Below are 21,058 nucleotides of genomic sequence, written 5' to 3'. Positions count from 1 at the left end.
GGCTGACCTGGCACTTTGAGCAGGTCAAAGGTCCATCGTGCACTTGTGAAAACTTTCACAAGATTCTCGGAAAGGGTTCGTGCAGGCCTGGCGGAGCGGACGGAAAGGAGCCGGACCGGTCAGACAATCTGAACCAGAGCGAAGCCTGTGGATACCGCGACGCACGTGGTGATCAGGCCGGGCAGCATGAAGGAGTGGTTGACGACGAAGCGGCCGACGCGGGTGGTGCCGGTCCTGTCGAAGTTGATCGCCGCGATGAAGGTGCCGTAGGTGGGGAGGAGGAAATAGCCGTTCACGGCGGGCCACATCGCGATGAGGAGGGGGGCCGGGATACCGAGGGCGAGCCCGAGGGGCATCAGCGCCTTGGTGGTCGTGGCCTGGCTGAACAGCAGCGCGGAGAGGAGCAGCAGCATGATCGCGAAGAACCAGGGGTGGTCCTGTGCGACGCCGCCGAGCGCACCGGTGATCCGGCTCTCGTTGGCGCCGATGAAGGACAGCCCCAGCCACGACAGCCCGAAGACCCCGATGACGGCGACGAGGCCGGACTTGGCCACGTCCGTGCCGGGTATCCGCTTGGCGTCGACCTTGCACAGCAGCAGGATCAGCGCGGCCACGGCCATCATCAGGATCTCGATGGTGGCGGGCATCGAGAGCGGCCCCTCGGCCGCTTCGGGGCGGAGCGCCGGGAAGAGTCCGCTGAGGACGACGGCGACGGTCCCGCCGAGGAAGAGGTACGCGGACCAGCGCGCCCGCGGCCGCAGCGGCGGAGCGGCTTCGGCCGGGGCCGGAGCCTCGATCTCACCGGCGGCCAGTCGGCGCAGGTACTCGGCGTCCTGCCCGAGCTCCTTGCCGATCCGGGACTGCACGGTGGCCGCGACGAGCACGCCGAGCAGCGTGGACGGCACGGCGACGGCCATGATCCTCGGCAGGTTCCAGCCGTCCCCGTCGAACATCACGATCATGGCGGCCATGGCCGCGGAGACGGGCGAGGCCGTGATACCGAAGGTGGCCGCGATGGAGGCGACCGCGATGGGCCGCTCGGGCCGGACGCCGCCTTCGCGGGCCACGTCGTGGATCACGGGGAGCAGGGGGTAGAAGACGTGGGCGGTGCCGGCGCCCAAGGTGAAGGCCCAGGAGACGAGGGGAGCCACGTAGACCACCCGGCTGGGCTTGCGGCGGATCGCCTTCTCGGCCAGGCCGACGAGGTAGTCGATGCCGCCGGCCGCCTCCATCGCCGCGGCGGCCATGATCACCGCGAGGATGATCAGCATGACGTCGACGATGCCGGAGGTGTCGGCGGGGGTGACCCCGAAGAACGTCGCGAGCACGAAGACCCCGACGGCTCCCCAGAGCCCCATGGCCACCCCGCCCTTGCGGGACCCGAGAGCGATGGCCGCCACCATGACACCGAGTTGCAGGAACATGCCGAGCACGGGCGTGGCCTTTCAGTCTGTGGGGGCGCCGGCCGAGTCCAGCCCCTCCGGCGGGTGCGGAGCGGGGGTCCGGGGGCCGGGCCCCGAGAAGCCCGGGCGGGGTCGGGTTCCGCTGGAGCGGAGGGCCGAACCACGCCCGGGCCGGCCCGGCCAGGGCTACTGACTAGCTGGGGGCTTCCGCGCCCTTGCGGGCGTAGAACCACCAGGCCACGACGACGCAGCTGGCGTAGAAGCCGACGAAGCCCCACATCGCGCTGGTCACGGCGAAGTTGGCGAACATCGCCGGGATGAAGAAGAAGCCGTAGGCGGCGATGGCCGCGGTGAATCCGGTCACCGCGCCCGACTCGATCTCCGCCTGCTTCAGGGCCTTCGCGTACTGCGGGGTGCCCTCCGTCAGGCCCGCGAGGTGCTGGCCGCGGAAGATGACCGGGATCTGGCGGAAGGTCGAGCCGTTGCCGATGCCCGAGAAGAAGAACGCCGACAGGAAGCAGAAGAAGAAGCCGTAGAAGGAGCCGGTGTCGGAGCCCGCCGGCAGGAAGGTGATCACGCCGATGATCGACGCGCCCATGCCCACGAAGGACAGGATCGTCACCCGTGCGCCGCCGAACTTGTCGGCGATCCAGCCGCCGGCCCAGCGGGCCAGCGCGCCGAGCGCCGGGCCCATCCAGGCGTAGGTGGCCACGGAGTACGCCGGGAAGGTCGTCTTGATGAGCAGCGGGAGCGCCGCCGCGAAACCGATGAAGGAGCCGAAGGTGCCGACGTAGAGCCAGGTCATCAGCCAGTTGTGCTTGCGCTTGAAGATGATCTTCTGCTGGCTGAAGGGGGTGGAGGCCACCTTCAGGTCGTTCTGGCCGAACCAGGCGACGGCCGCGAGGACGATCAGGACCGGCACCCAGACGAACGCGGCGTTCTGGAGGTAGATCTCCGAGCCGTCCGCCTTCTTCTGGCCCGAGCCGATCGCCAGGACCGAGGTGGTGATCAGGATCGGGGTGAGCAGCTGGACCACGGAGACGCCCAGGTTGCCCAGGCCGCCGTTGATTCCGGTCGCGTTGCCCTTCTCCTGCTTCGGGTAGAAGAAGCCGATGTTGGCCAGGGAGGAGGAGAAGTTGGCGCCGCCGATGCCGCAGAGCGCGGCGATGGCGACCAGCGTGCTGTAGGAGGTGGTGGGGTCCTGCACCGCGAAGCCCAGCCACAGCAGCGGCACGATCAGTACGACGGTGGAGACCGCGGTGAAGCGGCGCTGGCCGATCATCGGGCCGATGAACGTGTAGAGGATGCGGGCGGTACCGCCCGTGATGCCGGGGACGGCCGTCAGCCAGAACAGCTGGGACTGGGAGAAGCCGAAGCCGACGTCCTTGAGGTTCGTCGCCGTGATGCTCCACACCTGCCAGACCACGAAGGCCACCAGCAGGGCCGGTACCGCGATCCACAGGTTGCGGGTGGCGACCTTCTTGCCGGTGGTCTGCCAGAAGGACGGGTCCTCCGGCGTCCACTCCGTGATCGTGCGACCGGGGCGGTACTGCGCCGGATCGGGCGCCTGCACTCGGCCGGTCGCCGCGCGCGCGTCCTGCTTGGCGGAACTCATGGCATGTCCTGACACGTTCGGAGGGGTTGAGAAGAATGAAGCTGAAAGCCCTGACCTTCTTAGGGTCCGCCTACAGGGGCGCCCGATATCAGGGGAGAACGTCGCGTGGGCGACAGGACAAGGTCCCATCGCCCACAGTGCGTTGGTACGGCCGCCGCAGAGCCCTAGGGCTTGAGCTCCACCAGCGGCAGGGACACCTCGGGGTCGTCCAGGCAGATGCCGGTCCGCAGGTCGAAGACCTGCTTGTGCATCGGCGAGGCCACGACGGGCACCCCGTCGCGCGAGCCCATGATGCCGTTGGCGATGACGTCGGCCCCCGAGAAGGGGTCCCGGTTGCCGACCGCGTAGACCTCGCCCGCGCGGTCCTTGAAGACCGCGGCCTCGGTGCCGTCCGGCAGCACCGCGGTCCGCCCGCGGCCCGGCTCCAGCGCCTGCGCCGCGCCTTCGGCGCCCTCGGCCGCACCGAAGTCCACGGTCCCGAAGCGCTCCAGCGCCGCCGGGTCCTCCAGGACCGCGGACCACTCGTCCTCGTACGCCGACACGTGGCGCTCCATCTGCGCCTCCAGCTCCGCGCAGAGGCCGAGCGAGTCCTCGATCAGGACGGCCTTCAGGTGCTCCAGGCCCGCGGTGCTGCCGCCGAGCCGCTCCAGCCAGGCGGACGTCCGCTCCAGGCGCTCGCCGGTGCGGATGTAGTACATGAGGAACCGGTCGATCAGCGCGAAGAGTTCGGCGCTGTTCAGGTCCGAGGCCAGCAGGTCGGCGTGGCGCGGGGTCGCGCCGCCGTTGCCGCTGACGTACAGGTTCCAGCCGTTGGCGGTGGCGATGACGCCGATGTCCTTGCCCCGGGCCTCCGCGCACTCGCGCAGGCAGCCCGAGACGCCGCCCTTGAACTTGTGCGGGGTGCGCAGACCCCGGTAGCGCAGCTCCAGGTCGATCGCGAGCTGGATGGAGTCGCCCTGCCCGAAGCGGCAGAAGCGGGCTCCCACGCACGACTTCACCGCGCGCAGGGACTTCCCGTACGCCTGCCCGGACTCGAATCCGGCGCCGCCGAGCCGCCGCCAGATGTCCGGCAACTGCTCCTTGCGGACGCCGAAGAGGCCGATGCGCTGGGCGCCGGTGATCTTCGTGTAGAGGCCGTAGTCCCTGGCCACCTCGCCGAGGGCGATGACCTGCTCGGCCGTGATCTCGCCGCCGGCGACGCGCGGGATGACCGAGTAGGTGCCGTCCTTCTGGAGGTTGGCGAGGAAGAGGTCGTTGGAGTCCTGCAGGGCCGCCTGCTCGCCCTCCAGGATGTGTCCGATGCCGAGGTCGGGGGCGAGGGTGCCCAGGACGTTCGCGACGACCGGCTTGCAGACCGCGCAGCCCTCGCCGCCTTCGCCGTGGGACTCCAGCAGCTCGCTGAAGCTGCGGATGCGCTCGGTGCGGATCTTCTCGTAGATCTCCGCCCGGGTCAGGGTGAAGTGCTCGCACAGTCCGCGGGGCTTCTCTATGCCCGCCGCGGCCAGTTCGGCGTCCAGGACCGCCTGCAGCGTGCCGAGGCAGCCGCCGCAGCCCGTGCCGGCCTTGGTGCACTTCTTGATGCCGCCGATGTCGGTGAGGGACTCCGCGACCACCGCCTCGCGCACCCGGCCCTTGGTGATGTTGTGGCAGCTGCACACCACCGCGTCGTCGGGCAGCGCGTCCGCGCCGGGCAGCGCCATGCCGTCGCCCGACGGCAGGATGAACGCCTCCGGCGGGGCCGGCAGCTGCCGGCCGGCGTGCGGCTTCAGCGAACCGTAGGCCTCCGCGTCGCCGACCAGGATGCCGCCGAGCAGCGCGCCGTCGGGGCCCAGCAGCAGCTTCTTGTAGACGCCCTCGCGGGCGTCGGAGAAGACCACGGAGACGGCCCCGTTGCGGCCCTCGGGGGCGAAGGGGTCACCGAAGGAGGCCACGTCGGCGCCCATCAGCTTGAGCTTGGTGGAGGTGTCGGCCCCGGTGAAGGTCAGCTCGCCGGCGCCCGCCAGGGCCTCGGCGACGGTCTCGGCCATCTGGTAGCCGGGCGCGACCAGCCCGTAGACCTTGCCGTCGGCGGTCTGCGCGCACTCGCCGATCGCGTAGACGTAGGGGTCGCTGGTGCGGCAGTGGCCGTCCACGACGACCCCGCCGCGGTCGCCCACGGCGAGCCCGCACTCGCGGGCCAGGCGGTCGCGCGGCCGCACACCGGCCGAGAAGACCACGACGTCGGAGCCGATCTCCTCGCCGCTGGTCAGCCGGAGCGCCTGCGCCCGCCCGTCGGGGTGGATCTGCACACCGGCCGCGCCGACGCCGGTGTGCACGGCGACGCCCATGGACTCGATGGTGGCCCGCAGGGCGGCCGCGCCGCCGTCGTCCACCTGGAGCGGCATCAGCCGGGGCGCGAACTCCACGACGTGCGTGGCCAGTCCGAGCGTGCGCAGCGCGCCCGCCGCCTCCAGGCCGAGGAGTCCGCCGCCGATGACGACACCGGTGCGGACCTCGGCGCCCGCGGCGTACGCGGTCAGGGCCTCGACGTCGTCGAGCGTGCGGTAGGTGAAGCAGCCCTCCGCGTCGGCGCCGTCGATCGGCGGCACGAAGGGGTAGGAGCCGGTCGCCAGCACGAGCGCGTCGTAGCCGAGCACGTCGCCGGAGCGGGCGGTGACCGTGCGGGCCGTGGTGTCGATCAGCTCCGCCGGGTCGCCGAGGCGCAGGTCGATGCCGTACTTCTCCAGGAAGCCGGGCTCGACCAGGGAGAGCTCCTCGCCGGTGGAGCCGGTGAAGGCCGCGGACAGGTGCACGCGGTCGTAGGCCGGGCGCTCCTCCTCCGCGAGGACGGTGACCTGCCAGCCGCCGCGCTCGGGGCGGGTCGGGTCGGCGAGCGCGTCACGCTCGGCGAGCGCCTCCAGCAGGCGGTGCCCCACCATGCCGTGGCCGATGACAACCAGCGTCTGCCCCATGGATCTCACTCCGTGTGTCCCTGTGCCGCGCGATCCCGGGGCGGCCAGGGCGGCCGGGCCAAGACGTCACGCGTGCATGCGTTCCGACTCTTCGACGGTAGGTCCGCGCCGCGGCCCCGAACGCCCGAAAAGGACCCCTGGGGACGGGGAAACGACCCTTTCCACACAGGACCTCCGGCCCGTCACGCGGGCCCTTGGCCAGGCTCCCGGGGGCCCGCGCCGCGCCTAGCGTGGGAGGGGGACCCACGGGGTGGATCAGGGAGGCAGACCACATGCTCGTCATCGCCGTCCACGGCAGCGCGGTTCCGGAAGCGGCCGCGACCATCGACCGGCTCGTCGCCGCCGTCGAGGCCATCAGCGGGGTGCACGCGCTGGTCGGGCACCTCGACGTGCAGCGCCCCTCGCTCGCCGAGGTCGTGCGGGAGCACCCGTACGCCGTGGTCGTCCCCCTGCTGCTCGGCGACGGTTTCCACCGCCGCGTCGACATACCCGCCGTCCTGGAGGGCACCGGCTGCGTGCTCACCGAGGGCCTCAGCGGCGAGCGCGACGTCGCCCGCGCCCTGCACGGCCGGCTGCGCGAGGCCGAGCGGCGCCGCGGCCCGTACACGCGGGCCGACGCGGTGGTGGTGGCCGGCGCCGGCTCCTCCCGCCCCGGTGGCAATGCCGGTACGGAGGCCTGCGCGGCCCAGCTGTCCGCCCTGCTGGAGTACGACGACGGCGCCGCCCCCGTCCCCGCGGTCCCCGCCTACCTCACCTCCGCCGGGCCGACCGTCCCCGAGGCCCTGGCCTCCTTCCAGGCCGCCGGGTACCGCCGGATCGCGGTGGCGACGCACCTGCTGGCCCCGGGCCGCTTCACGCGCACCCTGAACGCTTCGGCCGCCTGGACGGTCTCGGAGCCGCTGGCCGACCACCCGCGCCTCGCCCGGCTCGTCCTGGGCCGGTACGAGTCCGCCCGGGGCACACGGGCCCTCAGGGCCGCGCGCCTCGCCTGCTGAGCCCCGTAGGACTGCTGTCCTGGCGGTATGGCTCTGGCTTACGTACCCATGACCCCCCGCAGCCGGGACGAGGGCCACCGCGCCTCGACCCCGCTGGAGCTGTTCTTCGACCTGTGCTTCGTGGTCGCGATCGCACAGGCGGGCGCGGCCCTCGTGCACGCACTGGCCGAGGGACATCCCGGCACCGGCGTGATCAGCTACGCCTTCGTCTTCTTCGGTGTGTGGTGGGCGTGGATGAACTTCACGTGGTTCGCCTCCGCCTACGACTGCGACGACGTGCCGTACCGGCTCGCGACGCTCGTCCAGATCTGCGGCGTGCTCGTCTACGCGGCGGGCGTGAGCCGGGCGTTCGACCAGAACGACTGGACGGTGGCCGTCATCGGCTACCTGATCATGCGCGTCGCCCTCACCGCCCAGTGGCTGCGGGCCGCCTCCGGGGAGCGCGGCGAGGCCCGCGCGGCGGCCCTGAAGTACGCGGCCGGGCTGGTCCTGTGCCAGGCCGGCTGGGTGGCGCTGCTGTTCGCCCCGGACGGCTCCAAGCGCTGGCTGTTCCTGATCCTGGTCGCCGCCGAACTGCTGGTTCCCGTGCTGGCGGAGCGCGGCCACCAGACGCCGTGGCACGCCCACCACATCGTGGAGCGCTACGGCCTGTTCACGATCATCGTGCTCGGCGAGACGATCGCGGCGAGCACGGTGGCCGTGAAGTCGGCGCTCGACGAGCACGAGGCCCTGGGCGAGCTGCTGCCGATCGCGGCCGGCGGGCTGCTCATCGTCTTCGCCGCCTGGTGGATCTACTTCGCGGTGCCGATGCACGAGCACCTGACCTCCAACCGGGAGGCGATCCCGTGGGGGTACGGACACCTGCTGATCTTCGCCTCGGGCGCGGCGATCGGCGCGGGCATCGAGGTCGCGGTCGAGCACGCGGTCGGCAAGGCGCACGTCTCGCAGCTCGCCGCGAACGCGGCCGTCACCGTCCCGACCGCGCTCTTCCTGCTGATGGTCTGGCTGCTGCACTCCCGCCACTTCAAGCGGGGCATCGCCCAGCAGCTGACCCTGCCGGTCTCCGCCCTCGTGGTCCTGGCCTGCTCGTGGACGGGCACGTACGCCGTCCTGTACGCGGGCCTGGCCGCGGCGGCGACGGTGGCCATCGGCCTGACCCTGGCGACGCGTGCCGACCGTTGACGCCGTGCGTCGCCGCTTCCCGGGGCTCCGCCCCAGACCCCGCGCCTCAAGCGCCGACGAGGCTCGGGGAGGGTCCGGGCAGAGCCCGGCAACGGCGCCGCGCCGGACCCGTCACCCCCGCGCCCCCGGCACCGTTTTCAGCCCATGACACTCCCCGCGCAACGCCCCGGCCCAGCCCCCGGCAGGGAATTGGCCGATCCGGCCTTCTGGCAGGCTCCCCCCGCCCACCGCCTGGCCGCCTTCGCCCGCCTGCGGGCCCTGGACTCCCCCGTGTTCGTCCCCGAAGGCAGCGGGCACTGGGCCCTCGTACGGCACGCGGACGTGCAGGAGGCGAGCCGGCTGCCCAAGGTGTTCGCCAGCGCGCCCGGGGTGACGACGCCCGAGCCGGCCCGCTGGGTGCGGGCGCTGTTCGGGGACTCGATGGTCAACCTGGACGGCGCCGAGCACGCGCAGCTGCGCAAGATCGTGCAACGGGCTTTCACCCCAAGGCTGCTGGCGGCGGCCGAGGAGGACATCCACGCGGTGGCGGCACGCATCGTGGACGACGTACTGGACCGGCGGCCGGACGAGTTCGTCGAGGCGGTGGCCTCGAAGCTCCCCCTGGAGGTCATCTGCAACATGATGGGCATCCCGGAGCGCTACCGCGCCGAGATCGCCGACCGCGTCAACCACGCCTCCGAGAACATCGGCGTCGAGCGGGGCCTGACGGCCCGGCTGCGGATGCCCGGGCGCGGACTGCGGGCCCTGGCCCGGATGCAGCGGATGGTGGCGGGGATCGGGCGGGAGCGGCGCGAGAACCCGACCGACGACCTGATCTCGGCCCTGGTCCGCGCGAACGTGGACGGCGAGGCGCTCGGCGCCCGCCAGCTCGGTGCGTTCTTCTCCCTGTTGATGGTGGCCGGGGTGGAGACCACCCGCAACGCCATCACCCACGGCCTGACCCTGCTCACCGACCACCCGGACCAACGCGATCTGCTGGTCGGGGACTTCGAGGCGCATGCGGACGGCGCGGTGGACGAGATGATCCGCCACTCCACGCCGATCATCCAGTTCCGCAGGACGGTCGCCGCCGAACACACCCTGCGCGGCCACACGTTCGTGCCCGGCGACAAGGTGGTGCTGTACTACGCCTCCGCCAACCGCGACGAGGAGGTCTTCCCCGATCCGGACGCCTTCGACATCACCCGCTCCCCCAATCCCCACCTGGGGTTCGGCGGCGGCGGACCGCACTTCTGCCTGGGCGCGCACCTGGCCCGGGTGGAGATGAAGGCGCTCTTCCGCGAGCTGCTGACCCGCCCGGTCGCACTGCGCGCGGTCGGCCTGCCGGACCTGGCCGGCTCCAGCTTCGACAACCGGGTCCGCTCGCTGCGCTTCGCCTTCGAACAGCCGTAGGCGGGCCGGGAGGGGCAGCCCCGGGAGGCGGCCCGGAAAGGCGGGCCGGCCACCGGGCAGGCTGGGAGCCCGGCGGCCGGAGCGGGGGTGCCGGCGCGCGGCGCGCCCTCCGGCGACGCCCTGCGCGCGAGGGGGTGCCTAGCGCTGGAGGCGCCGCACCGCGAGGACGGCGTGGGCACTGTGGTTGAGCACCTCGGTGTCCCCCGCGAACGCCTGCAGCGTCTCGGCGTCGACCGGCCGTCCGGGCACGGCCTCGGGCCAGGCGCGGGTGGCGAAGAGGAAGTACGCCTGCCCGCTGTCGGCCGCCGCCTTGACCCACTCCGGCGGGGCGATGCACTTCGCGTTCATGCCGGGCAGGGTCAGCGCGATCTGGTTGCCCTCCAGGAGGATCTGCACCGGGAAGGAGGCCGGGTTGCGGACGCCGTCCATCACCACGTCGCCGATGGGCAGGCCGATCTCCTCCAGCAGCCCGCGGGCGGCCGCCTCGCTCGCCTCGGGACCGTCGGGACCGTCCCCGAGGATGTAGGCGAGGAGATAGGGAATGTCGTGGGCCTCTTCGGGGTCGCCGATCCACGCGAGCACCGAAAGGGTGCCGAGCTTGGAGCGGTCGAGTTCGGCCTGGGTAGAAGTCATGCGCCGCACCTTAGTGGTCGACGGCCCGGCCCTTTGACGCCGTTTCACCCGGGCGGGCTAGACCGCCCAGAATCCACCTCCGGAATTCGCCATCATGTTCGCGTCCTGGTACTGGAGCCGCACGATGCGCGCGTTTTCCGGAATTTCGAACACCACCCATCCTTCGGCCCGCTCACCGACCGAGAGCGAATCGAAGACGAGCGGTTTGCCGGTCGTGAGCTCCCCGGTGGGCACCACCGGGTGGCGCTGCCCCGCGCCGTCGAGCGCCCACATGCGCCCGAGAGCCCCGTACGAGGCCCCGCCGACGTTGACGAAGGACATCGAGGCCGCCACCCAACGCTTGCCCGCCGCCGGGGCGAAGTTCTTCTCGACGCTGACCGCCGGATCGACGTAGGCGCCGAGCACCACCTGGAGGTGACGGCCCACCTCCCGGCCCCTGACCCGTACGGAGTCACCCACATGGGCGTCCTTCGAAGCGGCCCTCGCCACTCCGTCGCGCTCGGCCGCGGGATCGTCCCCGACACCCGGCGCACCGTCGTCCACCGGCACGGCGGGCACCGCGGCCGGGGCGAGCGCGGCCCCTTCGGGGGCGCCGGAGCAGGCCGTGGCACCGAACAGCAGGAGCGGGAGGAGGGTGGCCGTGGCAAGAGCGGACTGACGCATGCGGGATCCCTTCGGGGATCTTCGGGAACGTATTCCGGTCAGTCTCACGCGCCCGAGCGGGCAATTGCACACACCGACACGAGTCCGCGGAACGCATTGGCCTCCATATGCCAGCACAATGCGTTCCGGCGGAATTCCGCAACCCCTTGCACCCCTCGTCCAACAGGAGGAACGATGGCCACGACCGGCCCCCGCATGGCCTTGGCCGCACTCGCCGCACTGGGCGCCACGGCGGTATTCACCGCCCCGGCGAATGCGGCCCCTTACGGCAATGACATTTACGTATCTTCGGAAGCGCACATCGCCCCCGACGGCACGATCCACCTTTTCGGTGAGTACCACTGCGCCGCGCCGTCACCCTCGGGAGCGGTTCAGATCAAGGCGACCATCGAGCAGGAGGGCGTCCGCCTCAGCATCGGCGGCGGCGACGCGCAGTGCGACGGCGAGGTGCACGACTGGTCGGCGCACGGCACCCTCCGGCTCACCCCGACCGTGCACGCCGGCGAGGCGCTGGCCAGGGCCGAGCTGCAGGAGATCCGCTTCGGCGGCGGGCTGCTGCCCCGGTCGATCGACACGGTCGCGCAGGACGCCCACCCGGTCCGGGTGATCGACCACCGGTAGCCACCGCCCGCGGTGCGCGCGTACGCCCCTCCGGTAGCCGCCGCTACCGGGACCCGGGCGCCGGGCGCAGCCGGGCGTCGACCGAAGCCGGAGCCCTCAGCGGGTCGGCCGAAGCCGGGGCCCCTCAGCGGGTCGGCCGCCGTCGGCCCCTCAGCGGGACCGGCCCGTCAGCGGGACCGGCCCGTCACCGGCACGCGGGCGCCTCGCCCGTCATCGACATGAAGGCCACCGTCTGACACCCCGGATCCGTGTCCGGACGCCCGGTCGACCAGTCCACCGCCGTCGCCGCCCCGGCCGCGCACAGCAGCAGGGCCAGGACGCCCGTCACCGCGCGCTTGCTCAGCCGGCGCACGGGAGGTTCCACAGAAACCGTTCCATGGCGGCATCATCACCCCGCCCCCACCACCCCACAACTCGACGTGAGCACGCGGTCACGGTCCGCCCCCTCACGGGGCGCTCCGCGCCGCGCTGCCCGCCGCGTCGAACTCGCACCACACCGCCTTGCCGTCGCCCCGGGACTCCACCCCCCAGTGCGTGGCCAGCGCGTCCACCAGCAGCAGCCCGCGCCCCGTGGTCGCCGACTCCCCCGGGGTCCGCCGCCGCGGCCACACGCTGGAGCGGTCCTTGACCCACAGCCGGATCCGCCGGACCGGCTCCGGCAGCACCTCCATCGTCAGCACCGCTCCGCCGTCGGTGTGCAGCAGGGCGTTGACCAGCAGCTCTCCCGCCGCCAGCTCCACGTCGTCGGCGAGCTCCGGCATGCCCCAGTCGCGCAGCGCCTGCCGCAGGGCGTAGCGGGCCTCCGAGAGCCCCTCCGGGTCCGCCTGGTGGACGTACTGGTGGATGCGCGGTGCCCGGTGGGTGCCCGGGTCGGGCGCCCGGCGCAGCACCAGCAGGGCCACGTCGTCCCCGGAGCCCCAGCGCTCCCACAGCCGGTCCGAGAGGTGATCGGCGAGCGCCCCGGCCTCCTGCGGGCCGCTGCGGACCGCGTGGGCGAGGGCCTCCATGCCCTGGGTGATGGCGGTGCCGGGCTCCTCCACGAGCCCGTCGGTGCACAGCACGAGGGTCTCGCCGGGGACCAGGTCGAGCCGGGTCTCGGGGAACTCCTCCTGCTCGAAGACGGTGGCCAGCCCGAGCGGCAGGCCGCCGCGCACGTTGGGCCAGCCCGTTCGCCCGTCCGTGTGCCGGATCAGCGGTCCGAGGTGGCCCGCGCGGACCGCCCGTACGCCTCCGGTCTCCAGGTCGACCTGTGCGTACATGCAGGTCGCGAACCGTTCGGTGTCCAGCTCGGCCAGGAAGCGGGAGGCGCGCGCCAGCACGGTGGAGGGCGGATGGCCCTCGCCCGCGTAGGCCCGCAGGGCGATGCGGAGCTGGCCCATGATGGCGGCGGCGTGGGTGTCGTGGCCCTGGACGTCGCCCACGACGATGCCGACGCGGTCACGGGGCAGGGCGATCACGTCGTACCAGTCCCCGCCGACTTCTCGCCCGCTCCAGGCCGAGTGGTAGCGCACCGCGATCTCCCCGCCGGTGATCTCCGGGATCCGCCGCGGCAGCATGGCGGCCTGCAGCATGGTGGCGAACTCTCGCTCCTGGTCGAAGAGGAGCGCCCGCTGGAGCGACTGGGCGACGATGCCCGCCAGGCCCAGGCAGAGGTTGCGCTCCTCGGGGCTGAAGTCGGTGCGGCGCCGGTAGAAGAGCACCAGTCCGCCGATGGCCTCGGCCTGCGCGATGAGGGGGAGGTAGGCGGCCGCGTCGTACTGGATGCGGTTCAGGTAGTCGGCGAGCAGCGGGAACTCGTCCGCCAGCTCCGTCAGCGAAGTGACGAAACGTGCCTTCCGGCTGAGCACCGCCTGCGAGAGCGGCAGCGAGCCGTCCAGCCGGGTGAACTTGCGCTCGCTGAGGATCTCCAGGGACTCCCCGCTGAGCGCGATGATCTTGATGTGGCCGCCCTCGACCAGCCCCAGAGCCATTCCGTCGACGCCGAGGCGTTCCAGCGCCCCCGCGCCCGTCAGCGTGGCCGTCACGTCGTCGACCGTCACCGCCCGCGACAGGGCCTCCGTGGTCCGCTGCACGATGGTCGCCTGCTGGGCGCGGGCCGACTCCAGTTTCCGCAGCACCGTGAGGTGGGCGAGCTCGGCGGTCGCGTCCCGGACGATGCCGACGATGCGCACCGGGCGCCCCTCCGCGTCCCGCAGGACCCGGCCCTGGGTGTGCGTCCACTGGTCGCGGCCGTCGCGCCGCTGCACGGTGAAGTACTGGCCGTACGTCTCCTCACCGCCGTCCAGGACGCCCTGGACGGTGTCCCGGAGCCGTGCGGAGTCGTCGATGGGGATCCGCAGCCCCATGCTGTCGGGGGTGCCGTCGAAGTCCTCCGGCCCCAGGTCGAAGACCGCCATCCCGGCCTCGTCCATGTCCATGGTCCCGGCGCCGAGGTCCCACTCGAAGCTGCCCATGCTGTTGAGCGCGAGCCGCTCGCCGGGCCCGATGAGGGGTTCCGGGGCGCTCCCGGTGCTCCCCGTGCTCCCGGGGCCCTCCGGTCTCTTGTCGCGTCGCTCCGCCGCTGCCACGAGACTCACACCACCTAACGGCCGGGCCAGCACGGCTGGGAAATGAGCCGCTCCCACTCCTCGTCAGGATGCCCCGGAAGGGTGCGTCCGGCCTCCTGCCAGCGCTTGACGAGGGAGAGGTAGATCATCGAGGGGTCGTACGGGGCCTGCGGATACTGGGCCTGCGGGTACGGCGCCTGCGCGTGCCGGCCGTGCGCGTGCGGAGCGTGCGGGTACGGGTCCTGCGGATGCGGGTCCTGCCCGTACGCGGACTGCGCGTACGGGGACTGCCCGTACGGCTGCGGGGGCGCCGCCCTCGTCGTGCCGGGCTGCTCCGCGCGGCTGGCCGGAATCCTCACCCAGCCCCGGCCCTGTGCGCGCTCATCGCTCATCGCGGACCCCTCTCACGTCGTGTGACTGGCTCTCACGCTCTGTGCCCGGCGGCCGGAGCCCGGTCGGTCCGGGGCGCACCGGTGGACCCCGTCAGCGGGCTCCTGGCCCCCAGACGCTTGCGGACTCCTGACACCAGTCTCCCCGCCGTGAAGCCGGCACCGTGCACGAATCGCATGGAAGGGCCGAATGAGGGAGCGGTCAGCAGCCCGGCGAAGAACAGTCCCGGCCAGGAGGACTCGAAGCCGGGACTCAGCTCCGGCGTCCCGCTCCCCCCTACGGTGGCCAGCGCGGCCCGCAGCCCCGCGTCGAGCAGCTCCAGCCGGGCCAGGTCCGGGGTGAAGCCGGTCGCCGCGATGACGTGCGCGGTGTCCAGGACGACGGACTCCCCGGCGGCGCTGGACAGCCCGAGCCGGGTCCGCCCGCCCGACGGGACGGCCCGCTGCAACCGGTGCCCGAGCAGGACCGGGACCCGCCGCTCGAAGCGCTCGCGCAGCCACCAGGCTCCGGCCGGGCCCAGCGCGGTCGCCGCGATCCGCTCCCGGGTGGGCGCGGGCAGCCGGCGCACCGCCCAGGGCAGCTCCGACCAGGCCCAGCTGCGCCAGCCGGTGCCGAGGCCGCTGTGCGGATCGCGCAGGGCGCGCAGCGGGGGCCTGCTCAGCGGCTGCGGGACGGTGTTCCAGTTGAGCCGGGAGCGCCGGGCCACGAGGCACGGCCGGGCCCCGTTCTCCGCGAGCAGGGCCGCGGTCTCCAGGGCCGCCTGCCCGGCGCCGAGCACGGCGACCTCGCTGCCGGCGAAGCGGGTCAGGTCGCGGTGGCCGCTGCTGTGCGAGTAGTGGGCCGCGGGCAGTTCCCGTAGCGCCTCGGGGTACCGGACGAACGGCATCACGCCCACGGCCAGCGCGACCGTCCGGGCGAGCAGCGGCGGCCCTTCGGCGGTGCGGATCAGGAAACCCCCGCCCTGCGGGGTGACTTCGGTGACGGTCGCCTCCTCCACCGGGGGTGCTGCGTGCCGGGCGAACCAGAGCCCGTACGCGCTGAACGTCCCGATGGGCAGCGGAGTTCCGTGTTCGGCGGCGATCCCGCGGCCCGCGCAGTACTCGGCCAGCGTGTAACGCCCGCCGGGTGCCGACAGGTTGGAGGACCACGGCTCCGACTTGAGGTACATGCCCTCGGGCATGTGGTCCCGCCAGGAGGCCATGGGCCGCCCGAGGATCCGCACCCCGAGCCCCGCACCGGCCGCGTGGGCCGCGATCGACAGCCCGTAGGGCCCCGCTCCGACCACCACGAGGTCGTCCATCCGTGTCACCGCAGTCCCTCCAGCCTCATGGTTCGTCCCCTGCCACCTGCACCCCGCGATGCCCTGCGCCCGTACGGCTTCCACGGCTTCACGGTTCTACGGATTCACGACGTCACCGCGTCACGACGTCACCGCGTCACCAGCTCGTCCGGCTCCGCCGGGGCCTCCGGCGGTGCGGACCGGCCGCCCGCTCCGCCGGAGGCCCCGGCCGCCGAGGGCGGAGGCGGGGGCGAGGGCAGCTCCCGGCCCCGCTGACGCGGGGCGCGGACCACCGCCCGGGCCGTCCGGCGGCCCTGCTCCGGGACCCCGCGCAGCACCCGCAGCCCCTTGAACGCACCCCGCCCCAGGAAGGCGGCGAGCATCGACAGGAACGGCATCGGGTCGTCGGCCGCGAACCACGCCGCCTCCACCTGCCCCCGCTCCCGGCCCCGGCGCGCGGGGGCGGCCGCGGCGCCCGCCCCGGCGGGCGGAGCCGGGGGGCGGCGCGGCAGCGAACGGCCGCGCACCGCGGCGAGCAGGGCGTAGTTCTCCGCCACGAAGACCCGGCCCGGCCCGCCGGACGGCTCCGGGACCCGTTGGCCCGTCAGGTCCAGGTACATCGCCTGGACCACGTCCAGGCCGCCCGCGTCCGTGAAGAGCCGGAACTGCGCCCCCGGACGCGGGTTGAAGTCCACCAGCCGGAAGACGCCCTGTTCGTCCCGGCGGAAGTCCAGGTCCAGGATCCCCTGGTAGCCGAGCCGCTCGGCGAGCCGCAGCCCCGCCTCCTCCACCGCCGGATCCGGCAGCCACCGCCCGACCGCCGTCAGCCCCGTCCGCACCGGCCAGGACAGCTCCTTGCGCCCCGACCCGGTGATCAGCGGACGCCCGCCCCGGGCGAACGCGCCGTGGAAGAACCAGTCGGTGTCCGGCCCGGCCGGCAGGAACCGCTGGAGCAGCAGCCGGCTTCCCGCCTCGGCCGCGCGCTCGTACAGCCGCCGCGCCTCGGCGGCCGCGTGCAGCAGGGTGGTGCTGCGCAGGCCCGTGCCCGGGGGCAGCAGCCACGGCCGGCTCCACTTGGCGATCACCGGGAGCCCCAGCCGCCACGCCGCCTCCGCCGCCTCGGCCCCGCTCGCCGGGATCACGGTCTCCGGGTGCGGTACGTCCCACCGGGCGCAGAGCCGAGACAGCTCGGCCTTGTCCGCCACCCGCGCGGGCAGGTCGTCGGGCTGATGGGGAATCCGGAAACGGTCCGTCAGCATCGGTGCGACCCGGGACACGGCGATCGCGCTGAGGTCGTCCATGGCGATGAGCACCGCCGGGCGGCCGATCTGCTCGGAGACCCCGGTCAGGCACTCCAGCAGCGCTTCGGGCGCCTCGGGGTCGAGTCCGCCGGAAGGTCCGGGATGCACGGCGCGCAGGTAGCGCGAACGCCCCATGGGACCTCCCCCGGCCTCGACGACGGCGTGGACCTCCACACCCGCGCGCCCAAGGGATCTGACGGCGCCGAGGGTTCCGTGGTGGAACGGATTCCGATCGAGTCTGAGCAGAACTGCGGGCACTTGGCTGGGATGCGCGTGCATGGGAGCGGTGTCTTTCACCTAGTCGGACCAAGCGGGGAGGGTGCGCAGGTGCGAATGGCCTAGGCAGACGTCACCGGACAGGCCATTCGTCAGATGTGATGCCTAACGTCTTTGGTAAGCACACCGATTCAGGAAAGCTCGGGAGACGCCATGCCCAGACCACGCCGCCGACTGGCGAGCACCTGCATCGGAACGGTGACGGCCGGACTGCTCGCCACCGGGGCCGCCCTCGCGGCCCCCGAGGAGCAGAACACCGGGTCCGACATCGCCATGGGCGCCTACCTCGACTACGGGCCTCCCGGAGTGGCCCGCATCCCGTTCCTGTCGAACTGGCTGGGCGGCAAGGAGATCCGGGTCGGGCACACCTATCTGCCCGGTGACCAGTGGGCCGGCATCGAAGGAAACGTCAGCTTCCTGGACGACTGGGCGCAGTGGCGGCGCCAGCGGGACGACCGGATGTTCGTCCTCAACGTGCCCATGCAGGAGCGGAACGAGGACCGGGTCCCCGACCGCCAGGTGGCCCAGCTGATCCGGGCGGGCGCGGAGGGCCAGTACGACCGGCACTTCAAGAAGCTCGCCGAACGGCTGGTCGCGCTGGGCGTCCCGGACACGGTGATCGTGCTCGGCTGGGAGATGAACGGCACCACGTACACCCACCGCTGCGGACCCGACCCGGAGAACTGGAAGGCCTACTGGAAGCGCATCGTCAACACGATGCGCTCCGTGCCCGGCCAGAAGTTCAAGTTCGATTTCACCCCGAACCGCGGCACGGACGCGATCGGCTGGACCAAGTGCTACCCGGGCGACGACGTGGTCGACATCGTCGGGATGGATTCGTACGACCAGGCTCCCGGCCGGACCTTCGACGACCAGATCAGCCAGCCGTACGGACTCCAGCAGCACGTCGACTTCGCACGAGCACACGGCAAAGAGATCTCGTACCCGGAGTGGGGCCTGTTCCGCAACGGGGACAACCCGGAGTACATGCGGCGCATGCTGCAGTGGATCCACCAGCAGAAGCCGCTCTACCACACCATCACCGACTACTGCCCGCACGGCGTCTGGCAGTGCAAGCAGAACCCGGCCTCGACGAAGGTGTTCCGCGAGGCGCTGACCCCGCAGCGGCCCGACCCGGTCATCCCGACCCCGGCCATCCCGACCCCCGTGGTGCCCACGCCGGTCGTTCCGACCCCGCAGGTCCCCACGCCGGAGATCCCGACGCCGGTGGTCACCCCGCCGGTCGTGCTCCCCAGCCCGGAGGTCCCGAGCCCGGTCGCCCCGAGCCCGGTCGCCCCGAGCCCCGTCGCCCCGAGCCCCGTCGAGCCCAGCCCGGCCGAACCCAGCCCGCTGGTCCCGAGCCCGGCCGTCCCGAGCCCCGTCGAGCCCAGCCCGGCGGTGCCGAGCCCGGTCGCCCCGAGCCCGGTCGTTCCGACGCCCTCGCCCGTGGTCCCGAGCCCGGAGGTCCCGGTCGAGCCGAGCCCGGCCGTGCCCAGTCCCGCCGTGCCCAGTCCCGCCGTCCCCAGCCCGGCCGAACCCAGCCCGCTGGTCCCGTCCCCCGAGGTCAGCCCGGTCGGCCCCGAGGTCCCGGTGAGCCCGGGCCCGAGCGTCAGCCCGAGCCCGGTCGCGCCCAAGCCGAGCCCCGAGGTCCCGTCCCCGGTGCCCTCGCCCTCGCCGCTCGTACCGAAGCCCGAGCCGTCCCAGCCGCCCAAGCCGACGACCCCGCCCGTCAACAGCACGGAGTGGTGCGTGCCGATCAACTTCGGCGAGTGGCTCTCCAAGCTGGTCGGCAAGCAGTCGGTCTGCGTCAAGGTCGACTGGGGCAAGGAGACCGGCTTCTGGCCCTTCTAGGCGGGGCGTCCGGGTCATCGGACCCGCAGTTCGTTGAGCCGCGCCCGCCAGTCCCTGGCGGCCGGCAACGCCTCCCGCAGTGCGTCCACCGCCCGCTCGCGCCCCGTCACCTGCGACTCGTGCAGTCGCAGCAGGGGCGCGAGCGCGGTCGTGGCCAGCAGGAAGCGCTGGTTGACCACCGTCCGCGGCCGCCAGTGGTTCTTGTACGGCTCGTTGCCGCGCAGGAAGCTCACCACCGGGCGGCCTTCGGCGAGCGCGCGGGTGGTCTCGTAGCGCAGCAGCAGCGTGGCCACGTCCACCTTCCGGTCGCGCAGGTCGGGATCGGCTCCGTAGAGGTATCCGCCGCTGAGCGAGCCCGAGAGCAGCGTGAGGTTGGCGGCCACCACCTTCCCGTCGAGCCGGAACTCGGCCAGCCGCCCCTCCCCGGCGCGCACCATCCGCCGCGTGGCCCGGGTCAGGTGTTCGGCGAAGCGGGGCTTGAGGTGTTCGGGGGTCACCCCGCGTCCGCGCCACTGCTTCTCGTGCAGCCGCAGCAAGGTCCGTACCGCGCGCGGCACTTCCTGCTCGGTGACCTCGTGCTCCTCGATCCCGGCCGCGTCGGTCTTGCGGAGCTTGGCCCGGACCCGCTGGGCGCCGGAGGCCGGCATTCGCTTGACCAGCTCGTCGAAGGGCATGGACGGCAGCTCCATGCAGGTGGAGTCGGTGAGCTTGCTGCCGATCCCGGGCCAGGCCGCGAACACGGCCTCGGCGGCGGCCCCGGGCCGCACCTCGCGCAGGTCGACCACCGCGCCCCGGGCGGCCCGGTGCAGACCGTTGGCCAGGGCCGGGACGACCTGGTCGGCGTGGTCCGCGGCCACGAGCACGTCGAAGTAGTCGGTGATGCCCCCGCCGAGGGGCACGAGCAGCGGCAGCGGCCGGTGTACGAGCATCAGCGCGGCCGCGCCGACCAGTTCCTCCCCGCGCCGCACCAGGACGATGCGGAGCCGGCCGTCCTTGCCGTAGGACAGCCACCAGGAGTGCAGCCAGGCGTGGCTCTGGAACGGAGTGGCGGTGGGACAGCCGCGGACGAGCCGGTTCCACGGCTCCTCCAGCGCGGCGAACTGCCGGGGATCGCGGCACAGCGTCACCGACAGGGCCCCGGCGGAGCCGGTGGTCATCGCACCGACTCCTTCTCCTTGGCCGCGGCGGGCTCGCCCTGCGCGGGCAGCGAGGCGTACTCCTCGACGGTCTCCGCGGCCGTCTCCGTGACGCTCTCCGCGGCGGGACCCTCGCCGCGCCGCCGGGCGGCGGTGGGCCGGGCCAGCAGCCACAGCCCGCCCAGCAGCCCGCCGGCGCACAGGCCGACCGCCCCGCTGAGGGTGGGGGACGCGGAGGCGGGGTCGCTGGGCGCGACGGCCTGGTTGAAGAGGAGCAGCTGTACGCCGGTGTTCTTGGCGGCCTGGTTGCTGCTCAGCGAGAGGGCGTCGGCGACGGCGTTGGCGATGTCGGCGGCTTCGCCGGCGCTCTTCGCGGTCCCGGTGATGGCGATCATCGGGGACTCGGGGGAGGTCTCGGCGCGGACCTGGGTCCGCAGCTTCTGCACGCCGATGCCCGCGCGGGGCTGGGCGTAGGCGAGGGTCGAACTGCTGGTGGCGATGCGGGCGTAGGCCTGGGCGAAGCCGAGGGCGGTGGCCGGCTCGGTGGTGTCGTCGGGGACCGCGACGACGTAGCTGGTGGCGGCGTACTCGGGCGCCTTGAGCACCCCGTACGCCCCGCCCGCGGCGAGCCCCAGCAGCGCGGCGGCGGGCAGCGGCCACCACGCGGGCGGCGGCAGCAGCCGTACCCGGCGCCGGTGGGTGGACTTCTTCTGGTCGGCGTTGTCCGCCATGTGCGTACCTCTTTCCTGGTGGACGGGTGCTTGCTTCGGGACCCGGTGCGGGCCCCGCGGGTACGGATCAGCCGATGTCGCCACCGGCGGCGG

At 73.0% G+C, this 21,058-nt stretch carries 17 protein-coding genes; 5 read left to right on the top strand and 12 right to left on the bottom strand.

The window, feature by feature from the left end; genetic code table 11:
• Positions 1 to 119: 119 nt before the first annotated feature.
• From AC3IX6_RS22545 to nirB, 3 genes are all read right to left on the bottom strand, one after another.
• Positions 120 to 1,424: an anaerobic C4-dicarboxylate transporter family protein gene (locus tag AC3IX6_RS22545; protein WP_489371525.1), complete on the bottom strand. Its 1,305-nt coding sequence runs from the start codon at positions 1,422 to 1,424 to the stop codon at positions 120 to 122.
• 172 nt (positions 1,425 to 1,596) lie between these two features.
• Positions 1,597 to 3,018 carry a NarK family nitrate/nitrite MFS transporter gene (locus tag AC3IX6_RS22540; RefSeq protein WP_389686287.1) on the bottom strand — a complete coding sequence of 474 codons (1,422 nt, stop codon included), beginning with the start codon at positions 3,016 to 3,018 and terminating at the stop codon, positions 1,597 to 1,599.
• A gap of 164 nt (positions 3,019 to 3,182) precedes the next feature.
• A complete protein-coding gene (gene nirB / locus AC3IX6_RS22535) occupies positions 3,183 to 5,969 on the bottom strand; it encodes a nitrite reductase large subunit NirB (RefSeq protein WP_489364024.1) in 2,787 nt (928 codons plus the stop codon).
• A gap of 272 nt (positions 5,970 to 6,241) precedes the next feature.
• Here nirB and AC3IX6_RS22530 point away from each other — a divergent pair, with 272 nt between their 5' ends.
• The 3 genes from AC3IX6_RS22530 to AC3IX6_RS22520 all read left to right on the top strand — a co-directional run bounded on the left by AC3IX6_RS22530 (position 6,242) and on the right by AC3IX6_RS22520 (position 9,538).
• Positions 6,242 to 6,964 (top strand): sirohydrochlorin chelatase, encoded by a 723-nt coding sequence (locus tag AC3IX6_RS22530; RefSeq protein ID WP_489364022.1) that lies wholly within the window; start codon positions 6,242 to 6,244, stop codon positions 6,962 to 6,964.
• 27 nt (positions 6,965 to 6,991) lie between these two features.
• The gene (locus AC3IX6_RS22525; RefSeq protein ID WP_489364020.1) at positions 6,992 to 8,146 is read left to right on the top strand and encodes a low temperature requirement protein A; all 1,155 of its coding nucleotides are present in this window, start codon (positions 6,992 to 6,994) and stop codon (positions 8,144 to 8,146) included.
• A 144-nt stretch (positions 8,147 to 8,290) separates the two neighbouring features.
• Positions 8,291 to 9,538: a cytochrome P450 gene (locus AC3IX6_RS22520; RefSeq protein ID WP_489364018.1), complete on the top strand. Its 1,248-nt coding sequence runs from the start codon at positions 8,291 to 8,293 to the stop codon at positions 9,536 to 9,538.
• Positions 9,539 to 9,676: 138 nt separating this feature from the next.
• Here AC3IX6_RS22520 and AC3IX6_RS22515 read toward each other — a convergent pair whose 3' ends face one another.
• Entirely contained in the window at positions 9,677 to 10,171 is a 495-nt protein-coding gene (locus AC3IX6_RS22515; RefSeq protein ID WP_489364016.1) for a DUF5949 family protein, read from the bottom strand.
• A gap of 57 nt (positions 10,172 to 10,228) precedes the next feature.
• Positions 10,229 to 10,834, bottom strand: a complete 606-nt coding sequence (locus tag AC3IX6_RS22510) for a DUF4352 domain-containing protein (protein WP_489364014.1) — start codon at positions 10,832 to 10,834, stop codon at positions 10,229 to 10,231.
• Positions 10,835 to 11,008: 174 nt separating this feature from the next.
• Between AC3IX6_RS22510 and AC3IX6_RS22505 the strand changes: the two genes are divergently transcribed.
• On the top strand, positions 11,009 to 11,455 hold the full coding sequence (locus tag AC3IX6_RS22505) for a DUF6299 family protein (protein WP_489364012.1): 447 nt from the start codon (positions 11,009 to 11,011) through the stop codon (positions 11,453 to 11,455).
• 184 nt (positions 11,456 to 11,639) lie between these two features.
• Here the strand turns inward: AC3IX6_RS22505 and AC3IX6_RS22500 are convergent, their stop codons facing one another.
• From AC3IX6_RS22500 to AC3IX6_RS22480, 5 genes are all read right to left on the bottom strand, one after another.
• The gene (locus AC3IX6_RS22500) at positions 11,640 to 11,819 is read right to left on the bottom strand and encodes a hypothetical protein (RefSeq protein ID WP_267039024.1); all 180 of its coding nucleotides are present in this window, start codon (positions 11,817 to 11,819) and stop codon (positions 11,640 to 11,642) included.
• 82 nt (positions 11,820 to 11,901) lie between these two features.
• On the bottom strand, positions 11,902 to 14,022 hold the full coding sequence (locus AC3IX6_RS22495) for a SpoIIE family protein phosphatase (protein ID WP_489371524.1): 2,121 nt from the start codon (positions 14,020 to 14,022) through the stop codon (positions 11,902 to 11,904).
• Positions 14,023 to 14,036: 14 nt separating this feature from the next.
• A complete protein-coding gene (locus AC3IX6_RS22490; protein WP_489364010.1) occupies positions 14,037 to 14,393 on the bottom strand; it encodes a hypothetical protein in 357 nt (118 codons plus the stop codon).
• Between the two features lie 32 nt (positions 14,394 to 14,425).
• Entirely contained in the window at positions 14,426 to 15,691 is a 1,266-nt protein-coding gene (locus AC3IX6_RS22485; RefSeq protein WP_489364008.1) for an NAD(P)-binding domain-containing protein, read from the bottom strand.
• A 128-nt stretch (positions 15,692 to 15,819) separates the two neighbouring features.
• A complete protein-coding gene (locus tag AC3IX6_RS22480; RefSeq protein ID WP_489364006.1) occupies positions 15,820 to 17,106 on the bottom strand; it encodes a carboxylate--amine ligase in 1,287 nt (428 codons plus the stop codon).
• Positions 17,107 to 17,400: 294 nt separating this feature from the next.
• Between AC3IX6_RS22480 and AC3IX6_RS22475 the strand changes: the two genes are divergently transcribed.
• The gene (locus tag AC3IX6_RS22475; RefSeq protein WP_489364004.1) at positions 17,401 to 19,098 is read left to right on the top strand and encodes a glycoside hydrolase family 26 protein; all 1,698 of its coding nucleotides are present in this window, start codon (positions 17,401 to 17,403) and stop codon (positions 19,096 to 19,098) included.
• A gap of 14 nt (positions 19,099 to 19,112) precedes the next feature.
• On the opposite strand, the gene AC3IX6_RS22470 is transcribed toward AC3IX6_RS22475, so the two are convergent.
• Together AC3IX6_RS22470 and AC3IX6_RS22465 are read right to left on the bottom strand one after the other, a co-directional pair.
• Complete coding sequence (locus tag AC3IX6_RS22470; protein WP_489364002.1) at positions 19,113 to 20,255, bottom strand: GNAT family N-acetyltransferase; 1,143 nt, start codon at positions 20,253 to 20,255, stop codon at positions 19,113 to 19,115.
• Positions 20,252 to 20,965, bottom strand: a complete 714-nt coding sequence (locus AC3IX6_RS22465; RefSeq protein WP_489364000.1) for a YveK family protein — start codon at positions 20,963 to 20,965, stop codon at positions 20,252 to 20,254. The genes AC3IX6_RS22470 and AC3IX6_RS22465 overlap by 4 nt, the downstream gene beginning before the upstream one ends.
• Positions 20,966 to 21,058: the final 93 nt, after the last annotated feature.

The sequence above is a fragment of the Streptomyces sp. GL_141 genome, from assembly GCF_057834385.1.
This window is presented reverse-complemented; position numbering and strand designations above follow the sequence as displayed.

What these genes read in the sequence shown, in the direction of transcription:
- AC3IX6_RS22480 (WP_489364006.1), bottom strand. Translation starts at nt 17,106, where the DNA reads ATGGGGCGTTCGCGCTACCTGCGCGCCGTGCATCCCGGACCTTCCGGC.
- AC3IX6_RS22490 (WP_489364010.1), bottom strand. Translation starts at nt 14,393, where the DNA reads ATGAGCGATGAGCGCGCACAGGGCCGGGGCTGGGTGAGGATTCCGGCC.
- AC3IX6_RS22515 (WP_489364016.1), bottom strand. Translation starts at nt 10,171, where the DNA reads ATGACTTCTACCCAGGCCGAACTCGACCGCTCCAAGCTCGGCACCCTT.
- AC3IX6_RS22530 (WP_489364022.1), top strand. Translation starts at nt 6,242, where the DNA reads ATGCTCGTCATCGCCGTCCACGGCAGCGCGGTTCCGGAAGCGGCCGCG.
- nirB (WP_489364024.1), bottom strand. Translation starts at nt 5,969, where the DNA reads ATGGGGCAGACGCTGGTTGTCATCGGCCACGGCATGGTGGGGCACCGC.
- AC3IX6_RS22485 (WP_489364008.1), bottom strand. Translation starts at nt 15,691, where the DNA reads ATGGACGACCTCGTGGTGGTCGGAGCGGGGCCCTACGGGCTGTCGATC.
- AC3IX6_RS22525 (WP_489364020.1), top strand. Translation starts at nt 6,992, where the DNA reads ATGGCTCTGGCTTACGTACCCATGACCCCCCGCAGCCGGGACGAGGGC.
- AC3IX6_RS22470 (WP_489364002.1), bottom strand. Translation starts at nt 20,255, where the DNA reads ATGACCACCGGCTCCGCCGGGGCCCTGTCGGTGACGCTGTGCCGCGAT.
- AC3IX6_RS22475 (WP_489364004.1), top strand. Translation starts at nt 17,401, where the DNA reads ATGCCCAGACCACGCCGCCGACTGGCGAGCACCTGCATCGGAACGGTG.
- AC3IX6_RS22545 (WP_489371525.1), bottom strand. Translation starts at nt 1,424, where the DNA reads ATGTTCCTGCAACTCGGTGTCATGGTGGCGGCCATCGCTCTCGGGTCC.
- AC3IX6_RS22520 (WP_489364018.1), top strand. Translation starts at nt 8,291, where the DNA reads ATGACACTCCCCGCGCAACGCCCCGGCCCAGCCCCCGGCAGGGAATTG.
- AC3IX6_RS22510 (WP_489364014.1), bottom strand. Translation starts at nt 10,834, where the DNA reads ATGCGTCAGTCCGCTCTTGCCACGGCCACCCTCCTCCCGCTCCTGCTG.
- AC3IX6_RS22540 (WP_389686287.1), bottom strand. Translation starts at nt 3,018, where the DNA reads ATGAGTTCCGCCAAGCAGGACGCGCGCGCGGCGACCGGCCGAGTGCAG.
- AC3IX6_RS22465 (WP_489364000.1), bottom strand. Translation starts at nt 20,965, where the DNA reads ATGGCGGACAACGCCGACCAGAAGAAGTCCACCCACCGGCGCCGGGTA.
- AC3IX6_RS22505 (WP_489364012.1), top strand. Translation starts at nt 11,009, where the DNA reads ATGGCCACGACCGGCCCCCGCATGGCCTTGGCCGCACTCGCCGCACTG.